We start from the raw sequence: 13649 nt of genomic DNA on the forward strand, positions 1-13649 counted from the left end.
AGAGGCGGCCGATGAAAGTTGCCGGCTTTGATTGGGATCTCGGAAACCGAGCCAAATGCGCCAAACATGGCGTGACGGTCGCCGAAATCGAAGGCCTGTTTCGCGGCCCGGTAAGCGTGTTTCCTGATCCGGCTCACTCCACGACCGAGGAGCGCTTCAAGGCAATTGGCCGCACCGAAGCGGGACGAATGGTGTTCGTGGTCTTCACCCTCAGAACGCTGCGCGAGCGAACGCTCATCCGGCCTATTAGCGCCCGCTACATGCACCGCAAGGAGATCGCCGCCTATGAAGAAGAAGCTGCCAAAGCTGGAAAGTGACGCCGAGGCGGAAGCCTTCGTCGCCGACGCGGACCTCTCCGATTACGACCTGTCGGGCATGGTCACCATGCAGTTCGAAATGAAGCCGAAAGACAAATCGGTCAACCTGCGACTGCCGGAGCAACTGCTGTCTGCCGTCCGCCAGCAGGCGAAGGCTGCAGGTGTCCCCTATCAACGCTACATCCGGATGGCTCTGGAGCAAGCAGTGCAAAAGCGGGCGAAAAGATAGCCGCAAGCATCAAGCGGCGCTGACCTTCGAAACCGTGATGCTGTTCTGGATCGTCTGCAAACGCCTCGGCCTGCATGTGCTGGCGTTCGGCAGCAAAGGCTAGATCAAGCGGTCTGGACGCTACTGACCGTCTCACCGTCTCGTGCTATAGTTTCAGAATGAGCGCGGACAACCTCGAGGATCTGATCAAGCGGGCGGAATCCTGGCCGGTGGCGGCGCGGGAGGAACTGGCCGCTGTCGCTCGCGAGATCGAAAGCGAGCTTCAGGCCGACCGGTATCACGCCAGCGCCGAAGAACTGCGGATCATCGATGCTGCGGTTGCTGCGCTCGACGCAGGCGAACAGGCAACCGACGACGAAATCCGAACTGCGTTCGCCAAATTCGGTCGATGAAGGTCGTTTACTCCCGGCAGGCTCTCGCCGACATCGACCAGATCTCAGCCTATTACGGCGAGCACGCAAACCCGAGAGTTGCCCGATCGATCGGCGCGCGGATCGAAAATGTGATTGCTCGGATCGCATCGGCTCCCGCTTCGGCGCCCAAGGTCACACAACGTCCCGACATTCGATCGGCAGCCGTGGTGCGCTATCCATTTCGGGTCTTCTATCGCGTGCAAGAATCCAAGATCGAGATTCTGCACACCGTCATACGGCGCGAGCGCCGATGCAGCAGAGCGATTAGGCGCCCTACTCATCGACCAACGTTGTCGCCCGGCATTACGGGCGATCCAGTGTTCCACGGCCATGACGCTCTGGAATACTGGATCCTCCGCTAGCGCGGAGGATGACGTTCGTTCGTGAGGCGAAGGCGGAGCCCGACCGAATGTGGGCGGCCTCAACCCGCCTTAAGCCGCAGTCCAGCCGCCGTCCATCGACAGGTTGGCGCCGGTGATCTGGCTGGCGTCGTCACCGCAGAGGTAGACCGCAAGTGCCGCGACCTGTTCCGGCGTGACGAACTGCTTGGTCGGCTGAGCGGCGAGCAGGACGTCGTTGATCACCTGCTCCTTGGTGAGGCTACGCGCCTTCATGGTGTCGGGGATCTGCTTCTCGACCAGCGGCGTCCAGACGTAACCGGGCGAGATGCAGTTGCAGGTGATCTTGTGGGTGGCGAGCTCCAGCGCCACGGTCTTGGTCAGGCCGGCGATGCCGTGCTTGGCGGCCACATAGGCCGACTTGAACGGCGAGGCGACCAGCGAGTGCGCCGAGGCGGTGTTGATGATGCGGCCCCAGCCGCGCTTCTTCATGCCCGGCACCGCGGCGCGGATGCCGTGGAACGCCGACGACAGGTTGATGCCGATGATCGCGTCCCACTTCTCGACCGGGAAGTCCTCGATCGGCGACACGAACTGGATGCCCGCGTTGTTGACGAGGATATCGACCGAACCGAAGGTGGTTTCGCCGAGCTTGATCATCTCGGCGATCTCGGCGGGCTTCAGCATGTCGGCCGGAGAATATACTGCCTTGACGGCGAAATCGGTCTCGATCGCCTTGCGCTCTTTCTCAATCGCGTCCGCGTCGCCCATGCCGTTGATCACGACGTTGGCGCCGGCCTTGGCGAAGGCGCGCGCATAGCTGAGCCCGATGCCCGAGGTCGAGCCGGTCACGACCGCCGTCTTGCCTGTCAGATTCGTCATCATCCGCTCCTGTTCGCGAGGTTGAGAAAGCGGCGCAGATCGGGCCGCTTATTCGAATGCATCCCGGGTGAGGTCCCAGGTCACCATGGTCTCGCCGTCCTGCGGCGCCTGTTGCCAGCTCTGGTCGCGCATCGAGACGTAGACGTCCTGCTCGCCGGCCTTCCAATGCTCGATCATGTTCAGCCGGGAGAAATCGTAGTCCTTCGACGACGCCTCATAGTCCCGCTTACGATAGATCAGATGCACGACGGTGACGGTGTTCTCTTTGGCCGCCTCATGCAGGATGGCGTAGGCCGGATCGTCACGCAATTCCGCCGGCAGCCGATCGATCAGATCGCGCAGCGCCTTGCGGGTGTTGTGGATCATCTTGTTCTTGTCGGTATTCAGCCGGGTGCGGCTGGAATAGCGGATGTCCTTCTCGCGCTCGGCGGCCTCCAGCAATGTTTCCGGCAGGCGGCCGCGGGAGCTGAACAGATCGACCTGGAAGATCAAGAGATCGTCGCGCTGCTCGCAGTCCAGCACGTAGTCAAGCGGCGTATTGGAGGCGACGCCGCCGTCCCAATAAAACTCGCCGTCGATCTCGATCGCCGGAAAGCCGGGCGGCAACGCGGCCGAAGCCATGATGTGCTCAGGGCCGATGGTCTGCTTGGTGGTATCGAAATACACGAAGTTGCCGGTGACGATGTTGACCGCACCAACACTCAGGCGGATGCCGTTGTGGTTGAGGCGGTCGAAATCGACCAGCCGCTCCAGCGTCGAACGCAGCGGCGCGGTGTCGTAATAGCTGAGGTGGGAGGGTTTGCCAGACGGCAGCAGGTGCGTCGGCGGAAACCGCGGGGTGAAGAAGCCCGGCACCCCGAAGGTGGCGATCATCGCCGCCGAGGTCTCGTTGAACAACGAATGCACATGATCATCGCGCAGCAGCGGCTGCCACGGCACCGGCGACGATGCCATCTCCCAGAACTGCTTCAGCTTCTCGACGCGCTGCTCGCGCGGATTGCCGGCGATGATCGCAGCGTTGATGGCGCCGATCGAGATGCCGGCGAGCCATTGCGGCTCGAAATCGTGATGGCACAGCGCCTGATAGGCGCCGGCCTGATACGCGCCGAGCGCCCCGCCGCCTTGCAGCACCAGCACGCGGCGCGCGTCGCAGGGCCTTGCGGCCTTCCTGTGCGGTGTCGAGTCCATCTGGTCGGTCGCACCTTAAGCAAGAACGCCGGCAACTTGGCGATGCGCGGCGCCAGCGTCAATTGCGCCAACGGCGGGAGTCGATCACGCCCGCTTTATCGTGGCGTGTCGGTGGAGGCGAGGATCATGGTCCAGAACACCTTGTATTTGGTGCCCGGCGCATAGCTGGCGGCGATGCCGATCCGGTCGACGCCATTCTTCAGCATGTTGGCCCGATGCGGCGGCGAATCCCGCCAGCCCGAAAACGCTTCCGCCAGCGTGTGATAGCCCGCCGAGACGTTCTCGACCGCAACCGCTGCCGGATACCCCGAGGCGTTCAGCCGCTGGGCCAGCGGCGCCTTGACGTCATGGTCGAGCTTGTTGCGCCTTGCCATGGTCGAGGACTGGTCCTCGGCCAGCTTGGTCAGCGCCGGATCGACCGTCACCGGGCCGAGCCCGTTGTTCTGGCGATATTGTGAGATCATGACGGCCGCTGCGGCGACATCGACCTTGGCACCCTCGCGCGCCATGCTCTGATACATCGACGGCGTATCGACCGACGGTGCGACATCGCCGCCGGCACAACCGGCCAGCACCAACAGGCCGAGAACGGCCATCACCCCGCGAAACATTGTCCAGATTCCCCATTCGCGCGCGATCGGCACTGCCGGCCCGTCACCGGCTCACGACGCGCCGGGCAGTTGTTGCACGTCAACAGTGGCTGAAAGGTGAAGATGGCGGCCGAGGGCTGGTGACCGAATGGACCAGGAGTCCGCGCGAAAAAACGCGCCAAAGCAAAACCAGAGCAATCGGGCTGAGGATCAAAACGGCAACGGCCCGGACTTGCGTCCGGGCCGCGAGCAGTCGCCGTGGAGGTTCAGGCGGCGGCCGCCGACTTCGAGGTGGGGACCGACGAAATCGTCTTCAGAACCTGGGACGCGATCTGGTAGGGGTCGCCCTGCGAGTTCGGGCGGCGATCTTCCAGATAGCCCTTGTAGCCGTTGTTGACGAAGGAGTGCGGCACGCGGATCGAGGCGCCGCGATCGGCGATGCCGTAGGAGAATTTGTTCCACGGTGCGGTCTCGTGCTTGCCGGTGAGCCGCATGTGGTTGTCCGGACCGTACACCGCGATGTGGTCGTCGAGGTTGTCTTCGAACGCCTTCATCAGCGATTCGAAATACTCCTTACCGCCGACTTCCCGCATGTAGCTGGTCGAGAAGTTGCAGTGCATGCCCGAGCCGTTCCAGTCGGTGTCGCCGAGCGGCTTGCAGTGGAACTCGATATCGATGCCGTACTTCTCAGTGAGACGCAGCATCAGGTAGCGCGCCATCCACATCTGGTCGGCGGCGGTCTTCGAACCCTTGCCGAACACCTGGAATTCCCACTGGCCCTTCGCCACCTCGGCATTGATGCCTTCGTGGTTGATGCCGGCGGCGAGGCAGAGGTCGAGATGCTCTTCGACGATTTGGCGGGCGATGTCACCGACGTGCTTGTAGCCGACGCCGGTGTAATACGGGCCCTGCGGCGCCGGATAGCCGGCCTCGGGGAAGCCGAGCGGGCGCCCGTTCTTGTAGAAGAAGTATTCCTGTTCGAAACCGAACCAGGCGCCTTCGTCGTCCAGAATGGTGGCGCGGGTATTGGTCGGATGCGGGGTGACGCCGTCCGGCATCATCACTTCGCACAGAACCAGAATGCCGTTGTTCCGCGCAGCGTCCGGGTACATCGCAACCGGCTTCAGCACGCAGTCCGAGCTATGGCCTTCGGCCTGCATCGTGGACGAGCCGTCGAAACCCCACAGCGGAAGCTGCTCGAGCGTCGGATAGATCTCGAATTCCTTGATGGTGGTCTTGCCGCGCAGGTTCGGCGTCGGCTTGTAGCCGTCGAGCCAAATGTACTCGAGCTTGTACTTGGTCATGCGGTCCTCTCGTTGGAGATGCCACCGGCATTCGGCCGATGACGGACACGGAACCGCACCCGGCGGCCTTCGGTCCTGCGAACATGAAGCATTTAATATGCCAGAATGAGCCAAATCGCCGCAGGCAGGTCCGCGGCGGTCCCGCGGCAACTTCGACGCGCAAGACCGTATCGGCCCTGCCCCGTCGTAGAGCGCGAAACGCCAGATTCCTCCGTATTTCCCCGCACCCACGGCGGTGAACAAAATTAACCCCTCGGGCGCAGGATTTTCTCGGAAGGGGGAATGCGCAACCAAGCCATCCCGGCCGCGTTGCATCAATCCAGTGCCGAGTTCGTCAGCAAACGGGCGAATGCGCAAAGAAACGCCAACGGCTGGTTCTTTGTTGATCATTCTGCCTGCACGCGAAGCAATCGCGTTATCATCCGTTGCGACGCGCGGCCGGACCGCTCGTCGAGCCAGCTTCATCGACCCGAAGGAGAGAAAGGAGAGATCGCGTGAGTAGCCTGAATCAGACCTCCGCCAAGATCTACCAGTTCCCGGTCGGCGGCCGGGATGGAGCCAACCGCACCGCGCTTCCGAGCAGCGAGGCGACGTCGAATCCGGCCAATATCCTGACCTGCTCGAGCTGGTATCACGAGATCGCGATGCTTGAAGAGCAGTCCACCAAGCGGCCATGACACCGCAGCTTGCGCGGCGCCGCCGCCGCGATCATCAGAGCGACTGACGAAGGGCCGGCGCACGCGTTCGGCCCTTTTTGTTGCGCCGGGTCGCCCGCCGGATCGTCAGACGCCGAAGATCGACCAGCCCATGCGCTTGGTCAGCGCCTCCAGCGCGACGCGCCCGAGATGGGAGTTGCCCGCGGCATCGAGCCCCGGCGCCCACACCGCGATCGAGGCCTTGCCCGGCGCCACCGCAAGGATGCCGCCGCCGACTCCGCTCTTGCCCGGCAGGCCGACCCGATAGGCGAATTCGCCCGAACCGTCATAGTGGCCGCAGGTCAGCATCAGCGCGTTGATGCGGCGCGCGCGTTCGCTCGACACCACGTTGAGTCCGGTCGATGGGTTCTGGCCGTTATGCGCCAGGAAGCGGCCGGCCATCGCCAGCTGCCGGCAGCTCATCGCGATCGCGCAATGATGGAAATAGACGCCGAGCGTGTACTCGACCGGATTGTCCAGCACCCCGAACGATTTCATGTAGTTGGCGAGCGCAGCGTTGCGGAACCCGGTGCGCTGCTCGGATTTCGCCACCGCTTCATCGATCGCGACCGTGGAATCGCCTGCCAGAAACTGCATGAAGCGCAGGATCTCGCCGAGCGCTTCGCGTGGCTGATGCCCGGACAGGATCAGATCGGTGACGGCGATCGCGCCGGCATTGATGAACGGATTGCGCGGAATGCCGCGCTCGTGCTCGAGCTGCACGATCGAGTTGAAGGCGGAGCCCGACGGCTCACGGCCGACCCGCCGCCACAGCCGATCGCCGGCCTTGCCGAGCGCCAGCGTCAGCGTGAACACCTTCGAGATGCTCTGGATCGAGAACGGCACGTCGGCATCACCGGCGGCGGCGACATGGCCGTCGGCACCGATCACCGCGAGGCCGAAGGCTTTCGGATCGACCCGCGCCAGTTCCGGAATGTAGCTCGCCACCTCGCCGCGGTCCGTCCGCTGCGCCATCTCATCGGCGATTTCGGCTACGATACGGTCGAGAAGCTGATTGCTCATGGCGGCGCATTTGATGCAAAGCGCGCACCAGGTCAACGGCGGCGTGATGGTCGAAGCTTCTCCCCGTCATTGCGAGCCAAGCGAAGCAATCCAGGAGCCACGCGTGCGGCCTCTGGATTGCTTCGTCGCTACGCTCCTCGCAATGACAGCGTGGAGAACTGCGGCTTAACTCGCCGACGTCAGATGCCGCTGGCGGCGGAGCTGCAGCGCGCTGCGGTGACCGTCGCCGGTGGGCTGATAGAACTCGGTGTAGCGATGCGTCGCTTCGCCGAAGGCGTGCGCGTCGGATTCCTTCTTGACGTCGAGCGCGTCGAAGCCATTGCGGACCAGGAAGGTGAACTGATCGCGCAGCACCTGCCCGGTGGCGCGCAGTTCGCCGCGATAACCATAGACCTCGCGCAGCCGCCGCGCCTGGCTGTGGGCGCGGCCATCCTTGTAGGTCGGAAACACCAGCGCGATCAGCGCCAGGCGGTCGAGCCAGGGCTTCAGCTCGGCGACATCGCGGTTGTTCGGCCAGATCACGCCGAGCGGGCTGTTGCGCGCCACCAGCCGCTCGGGATCGGCCAGGAAGCGCGTAGCCGAGATCAACACCGAACCAGCGGCCGGCAACTCTGCGTCGTCGGCGACGAGGACGAACTCATCGGTCGCAATCTGTCCGTTCTTAACGAGTGGCATAGACCCGCTCCTTGAAGGGCTCGACGCCGAGGCGCTTGACGGCGTCGACGAACAATTCGTCCGGCCGCTGCCGCAGGCTGAGATAGGCCTCGACGATATCTTCGATCACGTCGGCGACTTCGCCGTACGGCACCGCGGGGCCGATCAGCACCCCGAGCTCAGCGCCCTCGTCGGCACGACCGCCGATGGTGATCTGATAGAACTCTTCGCCGTTCTTCTCGACACCGAGAATGCCGATATGCCCGACGTGGTGATGGCCGCAGGCATTGATGCAGCCGGAGATGTTGATGTGCAGCCGCCCGATCAGCGCGGCGGTCTCGGGGCTGGCGAACCGGCGCGACAGTTCCTGAGCGATCGGGATCGACCGCGCATTCGCCAGCGAGCAGTAATCGAGGCCCGGGCAAGCAATGATGTCACTGACCAGACCGACGTTCGGCGTGGCGAGGCCGAGCTTGTCGAGCGCGGCCCACAGCGCCGGCAGGTCGCGCTTGGCAACGTGCGGCAGGACCAAATTCTGTTCGTGGCCGACGCGGATCTCGCCGAACGAGTATTTGTCGGCCAGATCTGCGACCGCATCCATCTGTTCGGCGGTGGCATCACCGGGCGGGCCGCCTGCCGGCTTCAGCGACAACGTCACGATGGCATAGCCATCCTGGCGATGCGGCGCGACCGAGTTGTTGCGCCACGCTTCGAAGCGCGGGTCGCCGGCCGCAGCGCGCAGCTCGTCCGGTTCGGCCGGCAGCTTTTCATAGGCCGGATAGATGAAGCGCGAGCGGATGTCCTCGATCATCTCGTCGTCGAGCGTCAGCGGGCCGTCGGCGATCTCGCGCCACGCCTGCTCGACCTCGGCGGCGAACTTCTCGATACCGAGTTCGTGCACCAGGATCTTGATGCGCGCCTTGTAGATGTTGTCGCGGCGTCCGTACTGATTGTAGACGCGCAGGATCGCCTCGATGTAGCTGAGGATGTCACGGCCTGCGACGAACGACTTGATGGTGCGGCCGATGAACGGGCTGCGACCAAGCCCGCCGCCGACCAGAACTTCGAAGCCGGTCTCGCCCGCGTCGTTCCTGACCAGCTTCAGGCCGATGTCGTGGATCTTGATCGCGGCGCGATCGTGATCGGACGCAGTGATGGCGAACTTGAACTTGCGCGGCAGGAACGAGAATTCCGGATGCAGCGCGGTGTGCTGGCGCAGGATCTCGGCCCAGACCCGCGGGTCCTCGACCTCGCCCGGCGCAACGCCAGCCCACTGATCGGCGGTGACATTGCGGGTGCAATTGCCGGAGGTCTGCATCGCGTGGATGCCGACTTCAGCAAGATCCGCAAGCGCATCGGGCAGATCCTTCAGCGCGATCCAATTGAACTGGATGTTCTGCCGGGTGGTGAAATGGCCGTAGCCGCGGTCGTAGGTCCGCGCCACATGCGCCAGCTTCCGGAGCTGCGCCGACGACAGCGTGCCGTACGGAATCGCGACGCGAAACATGTAGGCGTGAAGCTGCAGGTAGACGCCGTTCATCAGCCGCAGCGGCTTGAACTCGTCCTCGGTGAGGTCGCCCGACAGGCGGCGGCTCACCTGGTCGCGGAATTCTTCGACCCGCTCGTGAACGATGGCGCGGTCGATGTCGTCATAAGCATACATGAAACAGCCCTCAAGCCTGGACGGGCAGCGCGATGGTGACGCCGTCGCGGCGGATTTTCTCGCGCAGATTGCCGGGACTAATTGCCCCGTCGGCGCCGATTTCCACCGGCGCGATATAGGCACCGACCGCGCCGACATCGTCGGCGGTCGCAGCGGCGAGCAGCGCCCGCGCCGGCTCGGCTTCGCGCACGATGGCGGCGTCGGCCAGATCGGTCGACCAGCCGCTCTGCGCGGTTCGGTAAATCACCACGCCATCGGTGGTGCGGTTTGCAGTCACCACCGAGGGACCGGTGATCTTGATCTTCTGTTGCAGCGGGGACGTCATTCGGCGGCCATCTGATAGGTCGAAACGAGTTGCAGGAGTTGTTGCTGGCGCCACGGCGCCGAGTGCGCGACGACGTCGCCGATCACCAGCAGTGCCGGCCCGCCGTCGACCTGCTCGACCAGCGCCGGCAGCTCATCGAGCGTGCCGACAGCCGAACCAGCGTCCGGACGCGTCACCCGCGCGAACACGCCGACCGGCGTATCGGCCGCGCGGCCGGCGGCGAGCAGCCCTTCGCGGATCGTCGGCGCCGCGCTCATGCCCATATACACCACGACCGTCATCCTCTGATCAGTCAGCGCCGACCAGTCGACGGCCTCGGCATCCTTGGCCTTGTGGGCGGTGAGGAAGGTGATGCGGAGCGCCTCGTGGCGATAGGTCAGCGGCACCTCGAACTGCGAGGCCGCACCAAGCGCCGCGCTGATGCCCGGCACCACCGCGTAAGACACGCCGGCCTCGCGCAGCGCTTCGACCTCTTCGCCGCCGCGGCCGAACACGAATGGATCGCCGCCCTTCAGCCGCACCGCGCGCTGGCCGGACCGGGCCGCTTCGATCAACAGCTTGTTGATCGCGTCCTGACCGATGCCCGGCTGGCCGACACGGCGGCCGACCGGCACGCGTTTGGCGTCGCGCCGGATGCGGTCGAGGATCTCGGGCGAAACCAGCTCGTCGTAGAACACCACGTCGGCGTCCGACAGCGCCCGCAGAGCCTTCAAGGTGAGGAGATCAGGATCACCGGGACCGGCGCCGACGATGCTGACGTGACCGTCAGCGCGGCGGCCGAGCGAATGCCGCGCGTAGTCGGTGGCATCGTCGATCTTCTTCAGTTCGGTCTCGGCATCGGCCAGCCGCCCGTCGAGCACCGCGCGGCCGATCGGACCGTCGACGACGCGCTCCCAGAACCGGCGGCGCAGCGGGAATTCAGGAATCCGTGCCTTGATCGGCGTGCGCCAGCGGCCGATCAGCGCGGCCAGTTCGCCGATCCGCGCCGGCACCACGGTTTCGATCAGTTCGCGGAGGCGGCGCGCCACCACCGGCGAAGACCCGCCGGTACCGATCGCCACCACGACGTCGCCACGATCGACGATCGCGGGAAAGATGAAGGTCGAGTGCGACAGCTCGTCCATGACATTGACCGGCACGCCGAGTGCCCGCGCCTTCGCGGCCAGCGGGGCGGCGATCTCGCCAGCGCCCGCACACAGCAGCGCGATCGTCCCGGTGAGGTCGGCGGCGGCCGGATCGCCGTCCGGGAAACTCACCCGCGCCCGCTCGGCCTCGGTCAGGCCGGCCAGATCGCGGTCGCCATCGGTGACGTACCAGCGGACCGAAGCACCGGCGCCGAGCAACAGCCGCAGCTTGGCGCGCGCCATCTCGCCGGCACCCACCAGCACCACGGGTCCCGTCGCCAGATCCAGAAACACTGGAAGAAATCGCATGTCCGCTCCATCGCCACCTGGGGCTGTTTAGAATTATTTTCTCCGCTTCCGCGACACAAGCAGGGTCGGAAGAAAATCATTCCATTCCACCTCCGCCGATCCGTAGAGAAATTTCAGCCCTCGTCGCCACTTATCAGAGACAGTCTTTCTCGGCCGCATCTGGAGTCTGAGCTGAGCAAGGGCCATGCCGCCCGCCTTCCTGCCGCGACTCCCGGCAGATCGGCGTTGGGGCCGGGAACGAAAGGGGTTCCCGGCGGCGCCTGACCGCGGCCAGACAGGGCGGGCCTTCTCTTTTGGCGACCTTTGACGCTAAAAGGAGCACCCGGCGCCGCTACGCGGCGACCGGTCATTTGACCCCTGAAAAGGCGCCAGCGCGCCGTTTTCTCGCGAGACATCCAAAAATGAATCGTATTGACGCCCACGGACTGAAAATCGCGCCTGTGCTGTTCGACTTCATCGCCAAGGAGGCCGCGCCGAAAACCGGCATCGCTCCCGACGTATTCTGGGCCGGACTCGCTGCGATCGTTCGTGATCTGGCGCCGAAGACCCGCGCGCTGCTGAAGACCCGCGACGATCTGCAGGCCAAGATCGATGCGTGGCATCTCGCCAACAAGGGCAAGAAGCAGGACATGGCGGCCTACACCGCGTTCCTGAAGGAGATCGGCTACCTGCAGCCCGAGCCGGCGACCGCGCCGGTCGAGACCGCCAATGTCGACGAAGAGATCGGCAAGCTGTGCGGCCCGCAGCTGGTGGTGCCGCTGTCGAACGCGCGCTACGCGCTGAACGCCGCGAATGCACGCTGGGGCTCGCTGTACGACGCGTTCTACGGCACCGACGCGATCCCGCAGGAAGCCACCCAGGCCAAGGGCTACGACAAGGCCCGCGGCGACAAGGTGATCGCCAAGGCCAAGGCGTTCCTCGACCAGGCCGCGCCTCTTGCCACCGGCAGCCACAGCGACGTCACCGGCTACAGCGTGATCGCCGGCCAGCTATCGGCCAAGCTGAAGAGCGGCAATGCCACCGGTCTGAAGAAGCCGGCGCAGTTCGCCGGCTTCCGCGGTGATGCCGCTGGTCCGAGCGCGGTGCTGGTGGTCAACAACGGCCTGCACATCGAGATCAAGATCGACCGCGCCAGCGCCATCGGTAAAGACGACCCGGCCGGCGTCGCCGACCTGATCATCGAGTCGGCGGTCTCGACCATTCTCGACATGGAAGACTCGGTCGCCGCCGTCGACGCCGACGACAAGGTGCTGATCTATCGCAACACCCTCGGCCTGATGGACGGCACGCTGTCGGAGAGCTTCGAGAAGGGCGGCAAGACCGTTACCCGCGCGCTCAACGGCGACCGCACCTACACCGCGCCGGACGGCAAGGAAATCTCGCTGCACGGCCGCAGCCTGCTGCTGATGCGCAACGTCGGTCACCACATGTGGACCGATGCGGTGCTCGACAGCGAAGGTCAGGAGATCCCGGAAGGCTTCCTCGACGCCGCGGTGTCGGGCCTAATCGCGATCCACGATCTGAAGCACCTCGGCAAGACCCGCAACAGCCGCACCGGCTCGGTCTACATCGTCAAGCCGAAGATGCACGGTCCGGACGAAGTCGCCCTCACCGTCGAGCTGTTCGGCCGCGTCGAAAAGATGCTCGGACTGACCGAGAACACGCTGAAGGTCGGCATCATGGATGAGGAGCGCCGCACCACGGTGAACCTCAAGGCCTGCATTCAGAATGCGAGCAAGCGGATCTGCTTCATCAACACCGGCTTCCTCGACCGCACCGGCGACGAGATCCACACCTCGATGGAAGCGGGTCCGATGATCCGCAAGAACGAGATGAAGGCGCAGCCCTGGATCAAGGCCTACGAGGACTGGAACGTCGACACCGGTCTGGTCGATGGCCTGCCCGGCCATGCCCAGATCGGCAAGGGCATGTGGGCGGCGCCGGACAAGATGGCCGACATGATCGCGCAGAAGATCGGCCACCCGCAGGCCGGCGCCACCACCGCCTGGGTGCCGTCGCCGACCGCAGCAACGCTGCACGCGCTGCACTATCACCAGGTCGACGTGATCGCGCGCCAGGAGGAACTGGCCAAGGGCGGCCCGCGCGCCAAGCTCGAAGACATCCTCACCATCCCGGTGTCGAATTCGAACTGGGCGCCGGACGATGTCCGCCAGGAGATCGACAACAACTGCCAGGGCATCCTCGGCTACGTGGTGCGCTGGATCGACCAGGGCGTCGGCTGCTCCAAGGTGCCGGACATCCACGACGTCGGCCTGATGGAAGACCGCGCCACGCTGCGGATCTCCAGCCAGCACCTCGCCAACTGGCTGCACCATGGCGTCGTCACCAAGGAGCAGGTGATGGATTCGCTGAAACGGATGGCCGTGGTGGTCGACAAGCAGAACGAGGGCGATGCGCTGTACCGGCCGATGGCGCCGGATTTCGACGGCGTCGCGTTCGAAGCCGCGTGCGACCTGATCTTCAAGGGCCGCGCTCAGCCGAACGGCTACACCGAGTTTATCCTGCATGAGCGCCGCCGCGAAGCGAAGGCGGCGCACCTCGACTCGGCGCACTAAGGCATCAGACCTATTATTT

At 64.7% G+C, this 13649-nt stretch carries 16 protein-coding genes; 7 read left to right on the forward strand and 9 right to left on the reverse strand.

What is annotated here, in order from left to right; genetic code table 11:
- Positions 1-11 precede the first annotated feature (11 nt).
- The 4 genes from LRC39_RS21235 to LRC39_RS21250 all read left to right on the forward strand — a co-directional run bounded on the left by LRC39_RS21235 (position 12) and on the right by LRC39_RS21250 (position 1321).
- Complete coding sequence (locus LRC39_RS21235) at positions 12-317, forward strand: BrnT family toxin (RefSeq protein WP_107345808.1); 306 nt, start codon at positions 12-14, stop codon at positions 315-317.
- Positions 286-546 carry a BrnA antitoxin family protein gene (locus LRC39_RS21240; RefSeq protein ID WP_107345809.1) on the forward strand — a complete coding sequence of 87 codons (261 nt, stop codon included), beginning with the start codon at positions 286-288 and terminating at the stop codon, positions 544-546. Before LRC39_RS21235 ends, LRC39_RS21240 begins: the two co-directional genes overlap by 32 nt.
- 158 nt (positions 547-704) lie before the next feature.
- Positions 705-938: a hypothetical protein gene (locus LRC39_RS21245; protein WP_346295555.1), complete on the forward strand. Its 234-nt coding sequence runs from the start codon at positions 705-707 to the stop codon at positions 936-938.
- On the forward strand, positions 935-1321 hold the full coding sequence (locus LRC39_RS21250; protein ID WP_346295556.1) for a type II toxin-antitoxin system RelE/ParE family toxin: 387 nt from the start codon (positions 935-937) through the stop codon (positions 1319-1321). The genes LRC39_RS21245 and LRC39_RS21250 overlap by 4 nt, the downstream gene beginning before the upstream one ends.
- Before the next feature lie 69 nt (positions 1322-1390).
- Here the strand turns inward: LRC39_RS21250 and LRC39_RS21255 are convergent, their stop codons facing one another.
- The 4 genes from LRC39_RS21255 to LRC39_RS21270 form a co-directional block, all read right to left on the reverse strand.
- Positions 1391-2179, reverse strand: a complete 789-nt coding sequence (locus LRC39_RS21255; protein WP_346295557.1) for a 3-hydroxybutyrate dehydrogenase — start codon at positions 2177-2179, stop codon at positions 1391-1393.
- A 48-nt stretch (positions 2180-2227) separates the two neighbouring features.
- On the reverse strand, positions 2228-3367 hold the full coding sequence (locus LRC39_RS21260) for a patatin-like phospholipase family protein (protein WP_264074505.1): 1140 nt from the start codon (positions 3365-3367) through the stop codon (positions 2228-2230).
- Positions 3368-3462: 95 nt separating this feature from the next.
- On the reverse strand, positions 3463-3978 hold the full coding sequence (locus LRC39_RS21265; protein WP_012497455.1) for a CAP domain-containing protein: 516 nt from the start codon (positions 3976-3978) through the stop codon (positions 3463-3465).
- 245 nt (positions 3979-4223) lie between these two features.
- Positions 4224-5261, reverse strand: coding sequence for a glutamine synthetase beta-grasp domain-containing protein (locus LRC39_RS21270; RefSeq protein ID WP_107345811.1), 1038 nt, complete (start codon positions 5259-5261; stop codon positions 4224-4226).
- Between the two features lie 282 nt (positions 5262-5543).
- Here LRC39_RS21270 and LRC39_RS21275 point away from each other — a divergent pair, with 282 nt between their 5' ends.
- Both LRC39_RS21275 and LRC39_RS21280 read left to right on the forward strand, forming a co-directional pair.
- Positions 5544-5759, forward strand: coding sequence for a hypothetical protein (locus tag LRC39_RS21275; protein WP_346295558.1), 216 nt, complete (start codon positions 5544-5546; stop codon positions 5757-5759).
- The gene (locus tag LRC39_RS21280; RefSeq protein WP_346295559.1) at positions 5756-5938 is read left to right on the forward strand and encodes a DUF2735 domain-containing protein; all 183 of its coding nucleotides are present in this window, start codon (positions 5756-5758) and stop codon (positions 5936-5938) included. Before LRC39_RS21275 ends, LRC39_RS21280 begins: the two co-directional genes overlap by 4 nt.
- A gap of 105 nt (positions 5939-6043) precedes the next feature.
- Here the strand turns inward: LRC39_RS21280 and LRC39_RS21285 are convergent, their stop codons facing one another.
- From LRC39_RS21285 to cysG, 5 genes are all read right to left on the reverse strand, one after another.
- On the reverse strand, positions 6044-6979 hold the full coding sequence (locus LRC39_RS21285) for a glutaminase (protein WP_264074507.1): 936 nt from the start codon (positions 6977-6979) through the stop codon (positions 6044-6046).
- 165 nt (positions 6980-7144) lie between these two features.
- Entirely contained in the window at positions 7145-7654 is a 510-nt protein-coding gene (locus tag LRC39_RS21290; RefSeq protein WP_346295560.1) for a DUF934 domain-containing protein, read from the reverse strand.
- Positions 7641-9296 carry a nitrite/sulfite reductase gene (locus LRC39_RS21295; RefSeq protein WP_346295561.1) on the reverse strand — a complete coding sequence of 552 codons (1656 nt, stop codon included), beginning with the start codon at positions 9294-9296 and terminating at the stop codon, positions 7641-7643. Before LRC39_RS21295 ends, LRC39_RS21290 begins: the two co-directional genes overlap by 14 nt.
- 10 nt (positions 9297-9306) lie before the next feature.
- Positions 9307-9621, reverse strand: coding sequence for a DUF2849 domain-containing protein (locus LRC39_RS21300; protein WP_164571513.1), 315 nt, complete (start codon positions 9619-9621; stop codon positions 9307-9309).
- Positions 9618-11054: a siroheme synthase CysG gene (gene cysG / locus LRC39_RS21305; RefSeq protein ID WP_346295562.1), complete on the reverse strand. Its 1437-nt coding sequence runs from the start codon at positions 11052-11054 to the stop codon at positions 9618-9620. The genes LRC39_RS21300 and cysG overlap by 4 nt, the downstream gene beginning before the upstream one ends.
- 401 nt (positions 11055-11455) lie before the next feature.
- Between cysG and LRC39_RS21310 the strand changes: the two genes are divergently transcribed.
- Positions 11456-13630, forward strand: a complete 2175-nt coding sequence (locus tag LRC39_RS21310; protein ID WP_346295563.1) for a malate synthase G — start codon at positions 11456-11458, stop codon at positions 13628-13630.
- Positions 13631-13649 lie beyond the last annotated feature (19 nt).

Source organism: Rhodopseudomonas sp. P1 (assembly GCF_039642825.1).
In the GTDB taxonomy this organism is placed as follows: domain Bacteria; phylum Pseudomonadota; class Alphaproteobacteria; order Rhizobiales; family Xanthobacteraceae; genus Rhodopseudomonas; species Rhodopseudomonas palustris_H.